A 15,506-nucleotide genomic window follows, 5' to 3' on the forward strand; every position below is an offset into this window, starting at 1 on the left:
GGCGACATGGTCGCGCTGATGGCCGCGCCGACCGTGGAGCACAAGTTCACCGCCGCGGACGGCGTCTTCTCCGTCGAGCGCGGCGACGCTGTAGGCGGCGTAGGTCCGGTGCGGCTCGCGCCCCTCGAAGTACGGGGTGATCTGCTCGCCGAGCTCCTCGACGGAGAAGACGCCGTCCGCGGCGGTGAACTTGTGCTCCACGGTCGGCGCGGCCATCAGCGCGACCATGTCGCCGTACACCACGAACACCTGCCCGCTGATCTTCTCCGCCGCCGGGGACGCGAGGTAGCCGACGAACGTCCCGACCCGCTCGGGCGCCATGGAGTCCAGTCCGCCGGGGGAGGTGCCCTCGGCGAACGTCGCCTCGGTCATCGCCGTCCGGGCGCGGGGGCAGATCGCGTTGGCGCGCACCCCGTACCGGCCGAGGCCCGCCGCCGTCGACAGCGTCAGCGCGACGATGCCGGCCTTGGCCGCCGAGTAGTTGGGCTGGCCCGCCGACCCGAACAGGAACGCCTCCGACGCGGTGTTGACCACCCGTCCGTAGACGGGGCCGCCCGCGGCCTTGCTGGCGGCCCGCCAGTGCACGGCGGCGGCCCGCGACACCGCCGCGTGCCCCTTCAGGTGGACGCGGACGACGTCGTCCCAGTCCGACTCCGACAGGTTGAACAACATCTTGTCGCGCAGCACGCCCGCGTTGTTGACCAGGACGTCCAGCGAGCCGAACGTGTCGACGGCGGCCGACACCAGCGTGTCGCCCATCGACCAGTCGCCGACGTCCCCGGTCACCGCGACGGCCTGACCGCCCGCCCGCTTGATCTCGGCGACGACCTCCTCGGCGGCCGGTCCCATGTCGTTGACGACGACGTTGGCACCCCGCGCGGCCAGGGCGAGGGCCTCGCAGCGGCCCAGCCCCGCGCCCGCGCCGGTGACGACGGCGGTGCGGCCCGCCAGAGAGAGGTCGGCGTTCATCGGAGCCTCCGGGTCGGTGTGGGGGGAACGTCCGCCGGGAGGCTAGTACGTATTCTAGTTCCGCCGCCGGAGACGTCCCGCTGAGCGGACCCGCACCGGCCGTTCGACCGGCGCGGACCGCTGAGTGGGACAGCCGTTGCCCTCGAATGAGAATGAATTCTAGTCTCGCGCCATGACGCTGAACCTGGCGACCCTCTTCGAGGCGGTGGCCGCGGCCGTGCCCGCCCGTCCGGCTCTCGTCTGCGGCGACCGCAGGCAGACCTTCGCCGAACTGGACCGGCGGGCGGACGCCGTGGCGCACCGGCTGCGCGCGGCGGGCATCGCGCCCGGGGAGCACGTCGGCGTCCACATGCTGAACAGCGCCGAGTACGTCGAGACGCTGCTCGGCTGCCTGAAGGCCCGCGCCGTCCCGGTCAACGTCAACTACCGGTACACCGACCGCGGGCTGCGCCACATCTACACCGACGCCGAGCTGGCGGGCCTGGTCGTGGACGCGGAGTTCGCCCCCGCCGCCGCCCGGGTGGCCGGCGACTGCCCCGCGCTCCGCCACGTGGCGGTCGCCGGGGCCGGCGGCGACGCCCCGGCATGGCCGCCGCAGATCGACGTCGCCGCCTACGACGCGGACGAGACCGAGCCCGGCCCGTCCCTCAGGGAGGGCCGCAGCGCCGACGACCGCTACATCCTCTACACGGGCGGAACCACCGGGCCGCCCAAGGGCGTCGTCTGGCGCCACGAGGACTTCTACATGGCCGCCGTGAAGGGCGGGAACCCCTACGGCGACCCGCACCTCACCGCCGAGTCCCTCGCCACCGCGGCGCGGGACGGGTTCGCGCTCGGCTACATGCTCACGATGCCGCTGATGCACGGCGCCGCGACCTACACGCTGCTGATGTCGCTGTTCACCGGCTCCACCACGATCCTGATGCGGCGTTTCGACCCGATCGAGGCCCTCGGCCTGATCGAGCGCGAGAAGCCCATGATCGTGACGGTGGTCGGGGACGCGATCGCGCGCCCGCTCGCCGACGCGATCCGCGCGCACGGCGCCCGTCACGACCTGTCCTCGTTCAAGGTGCTCGGCTCCGGCGGCGCGATCCTGTCGCGCAGCGTCCAGGAGGAGTTCGCCGAGCTGATCCCCGGCCTGCACGTCAGCAACGGCTTCGGCGCCTCCGAGTCCGGCGTGGACGGCAGCATCAGCGTGGGCGAGGACGGCCTGATGCGGCTCGCCGCCGGCCCGCACGTCACCGTCGTCGACGCGGACATGAAGCCGATCCCGCCCGGCTCGGACGAGGTCGGCCACGTCGCCCGCTCTGGCCACGTCCCCCTCGGCTACCACAACGACCCGGTGAAGACCGCCCGGACCTTCCCCGTCATCGACGGCGAGCGCTGGACGATCCTCGGCGACATGGCCCGCGTCGAGGCCGACGGCACCGTCGTCGTGCTCGGCCGCGGCTCCGGCTGCATCAACACCGGGGGCGAGAAGGTCTTCCCCGAGGAGGTCGAGCAGGCCCTCAAGTCGCACCCGGCGGTGATGGACGCCCTGGTCGCGGGCGTCCCCGACGACCGTTTCGGCGAACGCGTCGCCGCCGTCGTCGAGCTGCGAACCGGCGCGCCCGCCACCGCCGAGGACCTGCGCGCCCACTGCCGCGCGCACCTGGCGGGCTACAAGATCCCGGCCGTCGTCGCCTTCACCCCGGTCGTCCGCTCCCCGAGCGGCAAGGCCGACTATCGCTGGGCCGAACAGGTCCTCGCCGGCGAGCCCACGGCCTGACCTACCGCCCGGGGAACGCCGCCGCGCGTTCCGGGGCGGCGTACCGATCCGCTTGTTCGTAGTGAAGGAGTGTCCGCCATGCCCGAGGCCGTCATCGTCGATGCCGTCCGAACTCCGGTCGGCAAGCGGTACGGGGCCCTGTCGGGGCTCCACCCGGCGCAGTTGCTCGGGGCGGTGCAGCGCGGGCTGCTCGAACGCGCCGGCGTCGAGGCCGCGACCGTGGGGCAGGTCGTCGGCGGCTGCGTGACGCAGGCGGGCGAGCAGTCCAACAACGTCACCCGCAACGCCTGGCTGTACGCGGGCCTGCCGTACCAGACGGCGTGCACGACGATCGACTGCGCGTGCGGGTCGTCCCAGCAGGCCGTGCACCTCGTGGCGGGACTGATCGCGTCCGGGGCGGTGCACACCGGGATCGGCTGCGGCGTCGAGGCGATGAGCCGGGTCTTCCTCGGCCAGGCGCTCACCCCGGAGACCGGCAGCCCGGCGCCCGACGGCTGGGAGCTGGACATGCCCGACCAGTTCACCGCGGCCGAGCGCATCGCGAGGAAGCGCGGCATCACCCGGGAGGACGCGGACGCGTTCGGGCTGGCGTCGCAGGTCAAGGCGAACGCGGCGTGGGCGCAGGACCGCTTCGCGGGACAGATCCTGGAGATCGAGGCGCCGGTCATGACCAAGGAGGGCCCCACCGGGGAGACCGCCGTCGTGACCCGCGACCAGGGCCTGCGCGACACGACCGCCGAGGCGCTCGCCGGGCTGAAGCCGGTCCTCCCGGACGGCGTCCACACCGCGGGCAACTCGTCGCAGATCAGCGACGGCGCCGCGGCGGTGCTGCTGATGGCGGCGGACCGGGCCGCCGAGCTGGGCCTGCGCCCCCGGGCCCGGATCGTCGCGTCCGGGATGGTGGGCTCCGACCCGTACTACCACCTGGACGGGCCGATCGAGGCGACCCGGCATGTGCTGGACCGGGCCCGGATGAGGCTGTCCGACATCGACCTCGTGGAGATCAACGAGGCGTTCGCGTCGGTCGTGCTGTCCTGGGCCTCGGTGCACGGCGCGGACATGGACCGGGTCAACGTCAACGGCGGCGCCATCGCCCTCGGCCACGCGGTCGGCTCCACCGGCGCCCGCCTCATCACCCAGGCCGTGAACGAGCTGGAGCGGTCCGACAAGTCGACCGCCCTCGTCACGATGTGCGCGGGCGGCGCGCACTCCACGGCCACCATCATCGAACGGATCTGAGGAGCACATGACCATCGGGCTGACCGAGGAGCACCGCGACCTCCGCGACGCCGTGCGCGCGTTCACCTCCCGGCAGGTGCCCCCCGCGGCCGTCCGCGCCGCCGTGGACGCCGGGCGGGAGGAGGCTCCCGCGTTCTGGGACGACCTCGCCGCGCAGGGCCTGCTCGGCCTGCACCTCCCCGAGGACGCGGGCGGCGCGGGCTACGGGATGGTCGAAGTGGCCGTCGTCCTGGAGGAACTCGGGCGCGCCGTCACCCCGGGGCCGTTCCTCCCGACGGTGCTGGCGAGCGCCGTGCTGCACCGGGCGGGGCGCGCCGAGCACCTGCCGTCCCTCGCCGACGGGAGCGCGACCGGCGCCGTGGGGCTGGACACGGGAAGCCTGGCGGTCTCCCGCTCGGGCGGCGAGATCACGGTGGCCGGCACGTCGGGGCCCGTCCTGGGCGCCCCCCTGGCGGACGTGCTCGTCCTCCCGGTGAAGGACGGCGACGCGACGGCCTGGATCCTGCTGCCCCGGGACGCCGTGAGGGTGGACGAACTGCCCAGCCACGACCTGACCCGGCGGCTGGGCAGGGTCGGGCTGGAGAACCGGACCATCCCCGGGGGTTCGGTCCTGGAGATCGGCTCGCAGGCCGTGCGGGACCTCGCGGCGGTGCTGTTCGCCGCCGAGGCGTCCGGCCTGGCGGACCGCGCGACGAGCACCGCCGCCGAGTACGCCAAGGTCCGCGAGCAGTTCGGCCGTCCCATCGGGCAGTTCCAGGGGGTCAAGCACCGCTGCGCGCGGATGCTCGCGCACGCCGAACAGGCCCGCGCCTGCGCCTGGGACGCCGCCCGCGCCCACGACGAGGGGCGCGGACGGGAGGCGTCGCTGGCGGCGGCGGTCGCCGGGGCCACCAGCGTCCAGGCCGCGTTCCAGACCGCGAAGGACTGCGTGCAGACCCTCGGCGGCATCGGCTTCACCTGGGAGCACGACGCGAGCCTCTACCTGCGCCGCGCCCAGACCCTCCGCGTCCTGCTCGGCTCCACCGCGTCCTGGCGCCGCCGCGTCGCCCGCCTCACCCTCGACGGCGTCCGCCGCGAACTCCGCGTCGAGCTCCCCCCGGAGGCCGAGCGGATCCGCGCCGAGATCCGCGCCGAGCTGGAGCCCGCGAAGGCCCTGGACGGCAAGGAGCGCCGCGCCTACCTCGCCGCCCGCGGCTACACGTCGCCCCACCTGCCCCAGCCCTGGGGCAAGGGCGCCGACGCCGTGTCCCAGCTCGTCATCGCCGAGGAGATGCGCGCCGCCGGCCTGCGCGCCCACGACATGATCATCGGCAACTGGGTGGTGCCGACGCTGATCGCGCACGGTTCGGCCGCCCAGCACGACCGCTTCCTGCCGGCCTCGCTGCACGGCGACATCCGCTGGTGCCAGCTGTTCTCCGAGCCCGGCGCGGGCTCCGACCTCGCCGCCCTCAGCACCCGCGCGGAGAAGGTCGAGGGCGGCTGGAAGATCACCGGCCAGAAGGTGTGGACGTCCATGGCCCGCGAGGCCGACTGGGGCATCCTGCTGGCGCGCACCGACCCGTCCGTCCCGAAGCACAAGGGCCTGTCGTACTTCCTGCTCGACATGAAGTCGCCCGGCATCGACATCCGGCCGCTGCGCGAGCTGACCGGAGACACGCTCTTCAACGAGGTGTTCCTGGACGGCGTCTTCATCCCCGACGACCTCCTCGTCGCCGCACCGGGCGACGGCTGGAAGCTCGCCCGCACGACCCTCGCCAACGAGCGCGTCTCGCTCTCGAACGACTCGTCCCTCGGCAGCGGCGGCGAGGCCCTCCTCAAGCTGGCGACGGACGCCGACGACGAGCGCCTGACCACGCTCGGCGGCATCCTCTGCGACGCGCAGTCGAGCAGCCTGTTCGGCCTGCGCACCACCCTGCGCTCCCTCGCCGGGGCCCAGCCGGGCGCCGAGTCCAGCATCGGCAAGCTGATCGGCGTCGAGCACATCCAGCAGGTGTGGGAGACGGCCGTGGACTGGATCGGCCCGGAGGCGCTCTCCGGCGAGGGCGGGGGCGGGATGGACGACCCGACCTGGATGTTCCTGAACTCCCGCAACATGTCGATCGCGGGCGGCACCACCGACGTCCAGCTGAACATCATCGGGGAGCGCCTGCTCGGCCTTCCGCGCGACCCGCGGGCGGCGTCGTGACCCTGGACCTGCAGGCCGAGCACCAGGCGACCGGCGTGGACACGGCGGCCGCCGCGGCCCGCCGCGTCGTCGACGCGCTGGTCCGCTCCGGCGACCTCACGGGCGCCGACATGTCCGACGTGGCCGACCGCCTGAACGCCGTGGCCGACGACCTGGAGGCGGCGGCCCCGCCGCTGCGCGACCGCCTGGTCGACATGTGGCGCGGCGACGGCAACACCCGCCACGACCCGGTCACCGGCCCCGAGAACCCGATCGCCCCGCCGCTCGAATACACCGCCGCGGACTCCCGCACCATCGAGGCGACCACGACGCTGGGCCTGCCCTACCAGGGGCCGCCGTCCAGCGTCCACGGCGGGATCTCGGCCCTCCTGCTGGACCACACCCTCGGCGTGGCGAACGGATGGGCGGGCAAGTCGGGCATGACAGCGGAGCTCACCCTCCGCTACCACCGCCTGACCCCCCTCTTCGAGCCCCTCACGATCAGCGCCCGCCAGATCTCCGTGGACGGCCGCAGGATCCGCACGGTTGGAGCGATCCAGGCCGGCGGCCACGACTGCGTGACCGCCGAGGGCCTCTTCATCGCCAAACACCCACCCCGCCCCCGCTGACCCGCCCCCTCACACCCCCGACGCGCCGCCCATGTCCGGGCGGCGGGAGGATCAAGGCGTGACGTTCTTGGAGGCACGGTTGTTTCTGGGGTCGGCTGGGCTAGGGGCGCTGCCCGCCTGGCTGGGCTCGCTGGCGGTTGCGGCCCGTCGGGCGGTCCTCGTCCCCACGGCGGCGAATCCGCTCCCGTCCGCCCCGTTCGTCCGTGCCGCCGCCGACCTGCTCAAGGCCGAGGGGCTGGCGGTGGACGTCCTCGATCTGGAACGGGCCGCTGGTGACCACGTCCGGCGCCTACTTGACGGGGCTCAGGTCGTCTTCGTCACCGGCGGGTATCCCATCTTCCTGCTGGAGCATGTCCGTCGCAGCGGGTTCGATCGCGTCGCCGCGCCCGCCGTCGCCGACGGCTCACTGGCCTACGTGGGGATCTCGGCCGGGGCGGCTCTCGCCGGGCCCGATCTGGGGCCGCTGCAAGGGGCCGACGATCCCGGAGCCGTCGACTCCACCGCCGGGCTCGGGCTGGTCCCGTTCGTCGTGCTGCCCCACCGGAACCGGGGCAGGGCCGCGCGCCACGACCGGCTGGCCCGCGAGTCTCGCCGGAGATGGCGCGTGCTGTCGATCGACGATGACCAGGCCGTCAGCGTCGCCGGCGACGGATTTGAGATCCTGGAGTCCGCTTGCTCAGGTTGAAGATCCGCAGCACCGGCGAGATCGAGGCGGGCGGCAGGACCTGCGTCTCCGCCGAGGGCCTCTTTATCACCCAGCACCCACCACGCCCTCGTTGACGGGCATCATGGACATATGAGCGATCACGAGCGGTCCGAGAACCCGGAAGGCCGATGGCGCGCGCTGCCGCCCCGCGTCCAGTTGGAGGACACGGTTCCAGGCCAGGAGGTCCCGCCCAAGCCCCAGGCGATAGCGGAAACGACCCCCACGCCGATCGACGAGGCCACCCGCTACCCGATCTAGCGGTCCGGCCGGCCGCACGGAGAGCGCTCCACGCGTCCGCGACCGGACCGACGTGCCGGAGCTTGTCCGAGTTGTTGACCGTACGGATCGTCTGGATCCGCCCGTCGAGGATGTCGAGTGCCCACGTGGAACCGCGCGGCGAGTCCGGTGCCTCGGTCCGGTCGGCGGTGAACCGGGTGCGGCCCGAGTCCATGTGGCGGCGAGGCCGGACGGCAAGCCGGCGGCATGCGGCCTCGGATGTGCTGTCGATCGCGGGTCGTGCTAACGGCCGGTGCCCAGCGCGGTGTGGGCATTGCAGCCCTTCCCGAGCTCGGCCGGGGACGGAAGCCACGCCTTCGCCTTGCCCGGGACGACCCTGGCGAGGACGCAGGGCGATTCGCCCGGGGCTGCCGTGGCGGTGACCAGGGCCACGCCGACGGCGAAGTCGGATTGAGCCTCGGTCTCGACCCTGATCGCGGGGTGCAGGCCGAGCTTCGCGAGCGCGGCGCGGACGTCCTTCTCCTCCACGCCCCGGCCTGAGGGAAGCGTGTTCACCTTGGGCAGGGCTCGCTCGATCCGCGCGACGGAGATCGATGGTGCGTCGGCCCAAGGGGCGAAGGTCAGGGGAGTTCCGGGAGGGCAGGGAGTCTGTGGCGGGACGGCGTTCCACTCGCCGGGCCCGCCGGCGAAGGCCAGCTCGAAGCAGCGGTCGACAGTGACCCGCCCAGGCCCTCGGAACAGCCCCTCGCCTTGTTGCGCGACACCGGAGACCCGCACGGTCACCCGGACGCCGCGCGGATCGCCGGTTCCGGCACCCGTCACCGCCAGAACCTCGACGTCCTTGAGGTCCGCGATGTGGTGGCCGATGTCGTCCGCATTGACCAGCCGGGTGCCGTACATGGCGTTGCCCACCTGCATGGCCTTGTCGCGCGCGTCGCCCGCGGCGTTCCTCTCGGCCGTGGTGTCCGCGCAGCCGGCGGCCAGGGCCGTGACGGCGAGGACCGCGATCATGGTGAGTCGCACCGGTCGACTCAATCACACCGCCGAGCCGCGCGCCTCGGACCGGCCGGCCGTCGCGGTCGATGGCGTGGAGGAGACGCTTGCACGCCCGGTTCGGGTCGGCTCAGTGGCGGACAGGTCGCGGGCAGCGGTTTCGAGCTGCGGAGTCATCCCTCCTGCGGTTGCGGTGGCGCGGGTTCCGCGGGGACGGGGCCGAGCCGCTGCAGGGCGGTGGCGAGGATCGAGTCGAGCGCGTGCTGGGCGGTCCTGAGCCGGGTGATCGTCCCGGCGATGCGGGAATGCTCCTGCCGCAGCTTGGCGATCGTGGTCGGGCAGGACGACGGCACCATCCGCCCCTCCTCGTCGTGGACGCAGGGCAGGAGTTGGGCGATGGTCGCGGTGGTGAGTCCGGCGGCGAGCAGGGCGCGGATGTGGCGCACCGCCGCGACGTCGGCGCCGGTGTACTCCCGGTAGCCGTTGGCCAGCCGTACCGGGTGCAGCAGGCCCTGCTCCTCGTAGTAGCGCAGCAGCCGCCGGTTCACCCCCGTCGTGGCGGCGAGCTCACCGATCCGCATGCTTCTCCCCCTCCGGAGTTGACCCTCACACGAATGTGACGCCTTAGCGTGCCGAGTATTCCCGACCAAGGATTTCGAGGAGGCGGAGAGTGTCCGGAGCAGTGATCATCGGAGCGGGCCCGGGGATCGGGCAGGCGGTCGCGCGCAGGTTCGCCGGGGAGGGGTATCCGATCGCCCTCGTGGCCCGCGGTGACGAGACGCTACGAGCCGGGGCTCGTGCCGTCGAGTCCAGCGGGGTGCCCGTCCTCACCCTCGCGGCCGACTGCGCCGACGAGGACGCCCTGCGCGCCGCCCTGGACCGGGCCGTCGCCGAGTTCGGGCTTCCCGACGTCGTGGTCTACAACGCCGCGATCGTCCAGGCCGATGCGCCGGGGGAGTTGCCGGCGCGCGCACATCTGGCGGCCTGGGCGGTCAACGTCGTGGGTGCGCACACCGCCGCCGACCATCTGGCTCCGGAGATGGCACGCCGCGGGAGCGGGTCGATCCTCATCACCGGAGGAATGCCCGAGCCGAAATGGCAGTACACCAGCCTCTCCCTCGGCAAGGCGGGCGTCCGGACCCTGGTCCGAATCCTCGACCAGCGGTACGGGGACGCCGGAGTGCACGCCGCCAGCGTCACCGTCGACGGACCCGTGGCGCCGGGTACCGACTTCGATCCCGACGACATCGCCGAGCACTACTGGCGCCTGCACGGCCAGCCGCGGCACCAGTGGGAGCACGAGGTCCTGCACACCGCGCGGCAGGCGGCGACCGGCGTCCTCGCGGGACTGCTGGACGCCTGGCGGGGCGCCTTCGACCGGCGCCGGCCCGACGAGCTGTCCTCGCTCTTCAGCCCGGACGCGCTCTTCCAGGGCACCACCCCCTCCCTGCGCCGGGGCAGGGAGGAGATCGTCGGCTACTACGCCGACGTCCCCGAAGGCACGACGGCCAGGGTCGACGTGCTCGGCGAGACTCGTCTGAGCGAACGCCTGGTGAGCGGGTTCGCCGAAGTGACCTTCACCGCCCCGACCGGTGAGGAGCGCCCCGTGCGGCTGTCCATCGTCGCCGAGCACCGCGGCGACGCCTGGCTCATCCGCCAGTATCACGCCGCCGGCTGACGATCGGGCCGCCTCAGCCCGGCCAGCCGTCGCGGTTCGTGCAGCTCTCGCGGGAGATGCCCGAGCCGGTGTCGGGGAAGTCGCCGAAACGTCCGCGGTGCGCGTGGGCGAAGAAGTAGCACATCGACTCGCAGTCGGCGTCCAGCACGGCGACGCGGGGGTCCGCGGCCACCGCCGTGTAGAAGTCGCGGCCCATGGCCACGATGAAGCCGCGCGCGTAGAGGAAGCCGTCGTCGGAGCCGTCCGTCACCTCGTGGATGTCGGCCCGGTCGATGTCGTGGAGCAGGCGCTCGCACACCCGGTCGAGGTCGGTCAGCTCCTCGGCGGACAGGTCGCGGGCGGCGGCTTCGAGGTTGCCGAGAAACGCGTCCAGGCCCTTGTCGACCACGGAGATCTCGGGCATCTCCCAGACGTCCGTGGACAGGTCGCGCGTGGTGAGGGCCCGTCGTGCGGCGGCGACCTCGTCCCCCAGGGGCGCCCATGCCGCTTCGATCAAGTCCCAGAATCGTTCGTCGGTCATGGCGGAAGCCAACCAGGCCCGGCCGACAGTTCACCGGCGTCAGGCCCCCTCGGGGACCTTCTATGTAGACTCAATCTACATAGATACGCGCTACCTACATGGGGGCCCGATGTTCATCGGTCGGAGGGCCGAGCTGGCGCTGCTGGGGAAGCGGCTGGAGCGGGTCGCGGCCACGGGGGCCGGGACGGCGGTCGCCTTGCGCGGTCGGCGCCAGGTGGGCAAGTCGCGGCTCGTCCAGGAGTTCTGCGACCGCGCCGGTGTGCCGTACCTCTTCTCGGCCGCCACGAAGGGAGCATCGCCCGTCGAGGCGGTGGCCTCGTTCACGCGCGACCTCAGGGAGTCGGCCCTGCCGGGCGAGCCCGACCTCGTCCCCCGGTTGGACGGCGGCAACTGGCCCGACGCGTTCAGGGTCCTGGCGGCGACGCTTCCCGACACGCCGTCCATCGTCGTGCTGGACGAGCTGCCGTGGCTCGCCGAGCAGGACCCCGTGTTCGACGGCGCGTTGCAGACCGCGTGGGATCGGCTTCTGTCGTCCAAGCCCGTCCTGCTCCTGCTCCTGGGCAGCGACCTGCACATGATGGAGCGCCTCACCGCCTACGACCGCCCGTTCTACGGGCGGGCCGACAACATGGTGCTCGGTCCGCTGAACCCGGCCGACCTGGGCCAGGCGCTCGGGCTCGGCGCCGCCGACGCCATCGACGCGCACCTCGTCTCCGGAGGGCTGCCGGGCATCGTCAGGACCTGGCCCCATGCCACGCCCGCGCTGGACTTCATGCGGGACGAGTGCGCCGACCCGGCGGCGGCCCTGTTCGGCGTGCCGGAGGCGTCCCTGCTGGCGGAGTTCCCCAATCCCGACACGGCGCGGCGCGTGCTGGAGGCCATCGGCTCGGGCGACCGGACCCACGCCAACATCGCCGCGGCGGCCGGTGGGCGCGGCGAGGCGCTCCCGTCCGGGACCCTGTCGCCCCTCCTGCGCCGGCTGACCCGGGAGAAGCGCGTCCTCGCCGAGGAGCACCCCCTCTCCACGAAGTCCGGCAGGCCCGCCCTGTACCGGATCGCCGACAGCAACATGCGCCTCTACCTGGCGGTCCTCCGGTCCGCCCACGAGCAGGCCCGCCGGGGGCGGCCGGACGCGGGCTTCCGCCTGATCGAGCGCCGCTGGACGTCCTGGCGGGGCCGGGCCGTGGAGCCGCTCGTCCGGCAGGCCCTGGAGCTGTCGGACCTGCCCTGGCCGGACGCCGGCGCGGTCGGCGGCTGGTGGAACCGCCGCTTCGATCCGGAGATCGACCTCGTCGGCGCCGACCGCGCCCCCGTGGCGAACCGGATCCTCTTCGCCGGCTCGATCAAATGGCTGAACGGCCCGTTCGACGACCGCGACCTGGCGGACCTCCGCCGCGCCGCGAACGAGGTGCCCGGCCTGGACCCGGCGGCCGCGGGTCTCGTCGTGGTGTCGCTCTCCGGCTCGGACATCACCGGTGACGTCGCCCTGAGCTGGGGCCCCGACGATGTGGTCGGCGCCTGGCGCCAGTAGACGAGCGCGCCGATGTCACATTTTCGGTGCCGGTCCAGTCGTGACGGGTGAATGCACAGGGGATTCGCTTGGAGGGGTCATGGGAGCAGCCATCCTGGTCACCGGTGGGACGGGAACGCTCGGACGGCAGGTCGTCCCGCGGCTGCGGGACGCCGGGCGGGACGTGCGGGTGCTCAGCCGCAGCGAGCGGAAGCCCGCCGGCGGCGTCGAGTACGTGACCGGCGACCTGTTCAAGGACGAGGGCATCGACGCCGCGCTGGACGGCATCGAGACCGTCCTGCACCTCGCGGGCGGCAACAAGGGCGATGACGTGGTCGCGCGGAACCTGGTGCGCGCCGCCTCGCGCGCGGGGGTGAGGCACCTCGTGCTCATCTCGGTCATCGGGGCCGACAGCGTGCCGCTGGCCTGGCTCAAGTCCCAGCTGGAGGTGGAGCGGGCCGTGGAGGAGTCGGGCGTGCCGTACACGATCCTGCGGGCCGCGCAGTTCCACGACCTGGTGTTCAAGGTAGTGCAGGGGATGGCGAAGTCCCCGGTGGTGCCGGTCCCGCGCGGGCTGCGCTTCCAGCCGGTGGACGCGCGCGACGTCGCGGAGCGGCTCGTGGAACTGGCGCTCGGCGAACCGGCCGGCCGCGTCCCCGACCTGGCCGGGCCCGAGGTGTTCCCGCTCGGCACGCTCATCCGCGGATACCTGAAGGCGAGCGGCAAGCGGCGCGCGACGGTGCCCCTCCGCATCCCGGGGAAGGCCGGGCGCGCCTACCGCGCCGGCGACAACCTCTCCGTCGAAGGAGCCGACCAGGGCACGCGCACCTGGGAGGACTTCCAGGCGGAGCGGCTCGGCCGCCCCGCCCCGGCCGAGGCGGCGGTCGGCTGAGCGGGCTCACGGCTGCTCGCCGCGGGCCAGGCGACGCATGCGGGCGTCCTGTTCGGCCATCGGCGGAAGCCCCGCCTCGGCCCGGCGCTCGCCGAGGCGGTCCGGGTCCTCGATCGGCCGCGGCCCGAAGACGCCCCCGGCCGTGTGGTACTGCGTCCCGTACAGCTGGGGGAGCCCGGCGTTGACCCGGACGCGGTCCTCCAGGTAGGCGAGGTCCCTGCGGTCGGCGTCCCCGGCCTCGACCGCCCCGCGCAGGGCCTTGAGGAACATGCGCTGGAGGCGCGGCCGCCGGTCGGCGTGCTGGGCGAGCAGCCAGGCCGCGTGCGCGGCCTCCGCGCCGACGGCCGCGACGCCCGGCCATCCGTGCCGGCGGACGGCGCGGGCCAGCCACCCCGTGTTGCGCCGGTCAGTCCAGAGGAAGCGCAGCCCCTGCACGATCGTCAGCCGGCCATCGGGCGCCGCCGCCTCCCGGACCCGCTGGTCCCGTTCCGCCCGACGTAACAACTCGTCCCGCAGCATGCCTTCACTATCGCGGCAGACCGGGCGGGTCAGAGGACCTCGGTCTCGACCTGTTTGCGGAGGACCTTTCCGGTCGCGTTGCGGGGGAGGGGGTCGGTGGTGACGTGCCAGCGGGACGGGACCTTGAAGTAGGCGAGCCGCTCCCGGGCGAAGTCGGCCAGCTCCTCGGCGGCGGGCGGGGCGTCGGCGAAGACGGCGACCGCGGCGACCTCCTGGCCGAGGTCGGGATGGGGGACGCCGATGACGATGCACTCGCGCAGCCCCGGGTACTCGGCGAGGACGTTCTCGATCTCCGCCGGGTAGACGTTCTCGCCGCCGCGGATGATCAGGTCGGAGCGGCGGGTGGTGAGTCGCAGCCGGCCTTCTTCGACCATGCCGATGTCGCCGGTGTGCAGCCAGCGGTCGGCGTCGAACGCGCGGGCGGTGGCCTCGGGGTCGCGCCAGTAGCCGACCATGTTGTAGGCGCTGCGGACGCAGACCTCGCCCTCGACGCCGTCGGGGAGCGCCTTGTTGTCCGGGTCGCGGATCTCCAGCTGCACCCCGACCGACGGGCGGCCGAGCGTTCCCGGCGCCTCCTCCAGGTCGGCGGGGGTGGCGGTGGACACGCCCGTGCACGACTCGGTGAGGCCGTAGCTGTCGACCAGGCCGCCCTTCGCGGGCGGGAACACCGCGCGCAGCCGCTCCTTGAACGCCGGTGAGGACGGCGCGGTGGCCAGCGAGAACGCCGTGAGCGAGGAGACGTCGTACTTCGACAGGTCGCCGTGCTCGATCATCCGGTGCGCCATGGTGGGGACGGCGCCCCAGTTGGTCACGCGCTCCCGTTCGATGAGGCCGAGCACCTTGTCCACGTCGAAGCCGCCCTCGTGCATGATCACGGCGGTGCCGGTGGCGAGCCGGGGCACGGCGAGGTTGTGCAGGCACGCGATGTGGAACAGCGGCAGCGCCAGCAGGTAGCGGCGGGACGCGGGGTCCACCGGGTCGCCGAAGGCGCGCATCAGCGCGTCGTTGAAGCGGTGGTACTCGATCACCGAGGTCAGGTTCCGGTGCGAGTGGACGGCCCCCTTGGGGCGGCCCGACGTGCCGCTGGTGTAGAGGATGACCGCCGGGTCGTCCTCGGCGACCCGCGGGGGCTCCAGGACGGCGTCCGGGTAGCGGCGCGTCAGCGACGGGACGTCCCGCTCCATCGTCAGCACGTCCTCGGAGATCAGCGCGGCGCGCTTCTCGTCGGCGATGACGACCTTCGGGTCGGTGTGCCCGAGGGCGTACTCGATCTCGCGGGGCGCCCACCAGGCGTTGTAGCCGACCGCGACGGCCCCGGCGGCGATCGCCGCCCAGAACGAGACGATCCACTCGGGGCTGTTGGCGGCGTCGATCGCGATGCGGTCCCCGGGGCGCACGCCGAGGTCGTCGCGCAGCGCCTTCGCCATGGAGGCGACGGCGGCGGCGTGCTCGGCGAAGCTCAGCCGCCGGTCCGCGGTGACGATGTAGTCCCGGTCGCCGTGGGACGCCGAGTGGACGAGCACCTCGCCGAGGCTGCGGGCGCGGTTCGCGAACACCGGGATCCGGGCGCCGAGCACGTCCTCCTCCCGGAGCTCGAACTCGCCGCCGGGACCGGTCAGCTTCCGGACGATCTCCATCGGGACCCCTCCTCCTCGCCGGACGCGCTCATTGTCGGCCGCCCC

Annotated in this window: 15 protein-coding genes; 9 read left to right on the forward strand and 6 right to left on the reverse strand. The window is 73.4% G+C overall.

Going from position 1 to position 15,506, the window contains the following annotated elements:
- Positions 1-969 (reverse strand): 3-oxoacyl-ACP reductase (locus AB0K37_RS03880; RefSeq protein ID WP_363974343.1); only part of this gene is annotated, 969 nt, incomplete at its 3' end.
- Positions 970-1,141: 172 nt separating this feature from the next.
- Between AB0K37_RS03880 and AB0K37_RS03885 the strand changes: the two genes are divergently transcribed.
- The 6 genes from AB0K37_RS03885 (at position 1,142) to AB0K37_RS03910 (ending at position 7,733) form a co-directional block, all read left to right on the forward strand.
- Complete coding sequence (locus AB0K37_RS03885) at positions 1,142-2,737, forward strand: AMP-binding protein (protein ID WP_363974346.1); 1,596 nt, start codon at positions 1,142-1,144, stop codon at positions 2,735-2,737.
- A gap of 78 nt (positions 2,738-2,815) precedes the next feature.
- Positions 2,816-3,976, forward strand: a complete 1,161-nt coding sequence (locus tag AB0K37_RS03890; protein ID WP_363974348.1) for a steroid 3-ketoacyl-CoA thiolase — start codon at positions 2,816-2,818, stop codon at positions 3,974-3,976.
- A 7-nt stretch (positions 3,977-3,983) separates the two neighbouring features.
- Positions 3,984-6,161 (forward strand): acyl-CoA dehydrogenase, encoded by a 2,178-nt coding sequence (locus AB0K37_RS03895; RefSeq protein WP_363974351.1) that lies wholly within the window; start codon positions 3,984-3,986, stop codon positions 6,159-6,161.
- Positions 6,158-6,769, forward strand: a complete 612-nt coding sequence (locus AB0K37_RS03900) for a PaaI family thioesterase (protein WP_363974354.1) — start codon at positions 6,158-6,160, stop codon at positions 6,767-6,769. The genes AB0K37_RS03895 and AB0K37_RS03900 overlap by 4 nt, the downstream gene beginning before the upstream one ends.
- A 58-nt stretch (positions 6,770-6,827) precedes the next feature.
- Positions 6,828-7,454, forward strand: a complete 627-nt coding sequence (locus AB0K37_RS03905; protein WP_363974357.1) for a Type 1 glutamine amidotransferase-like domain-containing protein — start codon at positions 6,828-6,830, stop codon at positions 7,452-7,454.
- 111 nt (positions 7,455-7,565) lie between these two features.
- Entirely contained in the window at positions 7,566-7,733 is a 168-nt protein-coding gene (locus AB0K37_RS03910; RefSeq protein ID WP_363974359.1) for a hypothetical protein, read from the forward strand.
- A gap of 261 nt (positions 7,734-7,994) precedes the next feature.
- Here AB0K37_RS03910 and AB0K37_RS03915 read toward each other — a convergent pair whose 3' ends face one another.
- Both AB0K37_RS03915 and AB0K37_RS03920 read right to left on the reverse strand, forming a co-directional pair.
- Positions 7,995-8,735 (reverse strand): hypothetical protein, encoded by a 741-nt coding sequence (locus tag AB0K37_RS03915; RefSeq protein WP_363974362.1) that lies wholly within the window; start codon positions 8,733-8,735, stop codon positions 7,995-7,997.
- 143 nt (positions 8,736-8,878) lie between these two features.
- On the reverse strand, positions 8,879-9,286 hold the full coding sequence (locus tag AB0K37_RS03920) for a MerR family transcriptional regulator (RefSeq protein WP_363974364.1): 408 nt from the start codon (positions 9,284-9,286) through the stop codon (positions 8,879-8,881).
- 89 nt (positions 9,287-9,375) lie between these two features.
- Between AB0K37_RS03920 and AB0K37_RS03925 the strand changes: the two genes are divergently transcribed.
- Positions 9,376-10,383: an SDR family NAD(P)-dependent oxidoreductase gene (locus tag AB0K37_RS03925; RefSeq protein WP_363974367.1), complete on the forward strand. Its 1,008-nt coding sequence runs from the start codon at positions 9,376-9,378 to the stop codon at positions 10,381-10,383.
- A 13-nt stretch (positions 10,384-10,396) separates the two neighbouring features.
- On the opposite strand, the gene AB0K37_RS03930 is transcribed toward AB0K37_RS03925, so the two are convergent.
- The gene (locus AB0K37_RS03930; RefSeq protein ID WP_363974370.1) at positions 10,397-10,903 is read right to left on the reverse strand and encodes a DUF4240 domain-containing protein; all 507 of its coding nucleotides are present in this window, start codon (positions 10,901-10,903) and stop codon (positions 10,397-10,399) included.
- Between the two features lie 109 nt (positions 10,904-11,012).
- On the opposite strand from AB0K37_RS03930, the gene AB0K37_RS03935 reads away from it, so the two are divergent.
- Together AB0K37_RS03935 and AB0K37_RS03940 are read left to right on the forward strand one after the other, a co-directional pair.
- Complete coding sequence (locus tag AB0K37_RS03935) at positions 11,013-12,434, forward strand: ATP-binding protein (protein ID WP_363974373.1); 1,422 nt, start codon at positions 11,013-11,015, stop codon at positions 12,432-12,434.
- A 79-nt stretch (positions 12,435-12,513) separates the two neighbouring features.
- Positions 12,514-13,305, forward strand: a complete 792-nt coding sequence (locus tag AB0K37_RS03940) for an NAD(P)H-binding protein (RefSeq protein ID WP_363974376.1) — start codon at positions 12,514-12,516, stop codon at positions 13,303-13,305.
- Positions 13,306-13,311: 6 nt separating this feature from the next.
- On the opposite strand, the gene AB0K37_RS03945 is transcribed toward AB0K37_RS03940, so the two are convergent.
- Entirely contained in the window at positions 13,312-13,824 is a 513-nt protein-coding gene (locus AB0K37_RS03945) for a DUF6624 domain-containing protein (RefSeq protein ID WP_363974379.1), read from the reverse strand.
- A 29-nt stretch (positions 13,825-13,853) separates the two neighbouring features.
- A complete protein-coding gene (locus tag AB0K37_RS03950) occupies positions 13,854-15,461 on the reverse strand; it encodes an AMP-binding protein (protein ID WP_363974382.1) in 1,608 nt (535 codons plus the stop codon).
- Between the last annotated feature and the right edge of the window lie 45 nt (positions 15,462-15,506).

The sequence above is a fragment of the Actinomadura sp. NPDC049753 genome, from assembly GCF_040674655.1.
In the GTDB taxonomy this organism is placed as follows: domain Bacteria; phylum Actinomycetota; class Actinomycetes; order Streptosporangiales; family Streptosporangiaceae; genus Spirillospora; species Spirillospora verrucosospora.

Excerpts from the sequence above, each read along its gene's own strand:
- AB0K37_RS03885 (WP_363974346.1), top strand. The coding sequence starts at position 1,142 with ATGACGCTGAACCTGGCGACCCTCTTCGAGGCGGTGGCCGCGGCCGTG.
- AB0K37_RS03890 (WP_363974348.1), top strand. The coding sequence starts at position 2,816 with ATGCCCGAGGCCGTCATCGTCGATGCCGTCCGAACTCCGGTCGGCAAG.
- AB0K37_RS03895 (WP_363974351.1), top strand. The coding sequence starts at position 3,984 with ATGACCATCGGGCTGACCGAGGAGCACCGCGACCTCCGCGACGCCGTG.
- AB0K37_RS03910 (WP_363974359.1), top strand. The coding sequence starts at position 7,566 with ATGAGCGATCACGAGCGGTCCGAGAACCCGGAAGGCCGATGGCGCGCG.
- AB0K37_RS03920 (WP_363974364.1), bottom strand. The coding sequence starts at position 9,286 with ATGCGGATCGGTGAGCTCGCCGCCACGACGGGGGTGAACCGGCGGCTG.
- AB0K37_RS03930 (WP_363974370.1), bottom strand. The coding sequence starts at position 10,903 with ATGACCGACGAACGATTCTGGGACTTGATCGAAGCGGCATGGGCGCCC.
- AB0K37_RS03935 (WP_363974373.1), top strand. The coding sequence starts at position 11,013 with ATGTTCATCGGTCGGAGGGCCGAGCTGGCGCTGCTGGGGAAGCGGCTG.
- AB0K37_RS03940 (WP_363974376.1), top strand. The coding sequence starts at position 12,514 with ATGGGAGCAGCCATCCTGGTCACCGGTGGGACGGGAACGCTCGGACGG.
- AB0K37_RS03945 (WP_363974379.1), bottom strand. The coding sequence starts at position 13,824 with ATGCTGCGGGACGAGTTGTTACGTCGGGCGGAACGGGACCAGCGGGTC.
- AB0K37_RS03950 (WP_363974382.1), bottom strand. The coding sequence starts at position 15,461 with ATGGAGATCGTCCGGAAGCTGACCGGTCCCGGCGGCGAGTTCGAGCTC.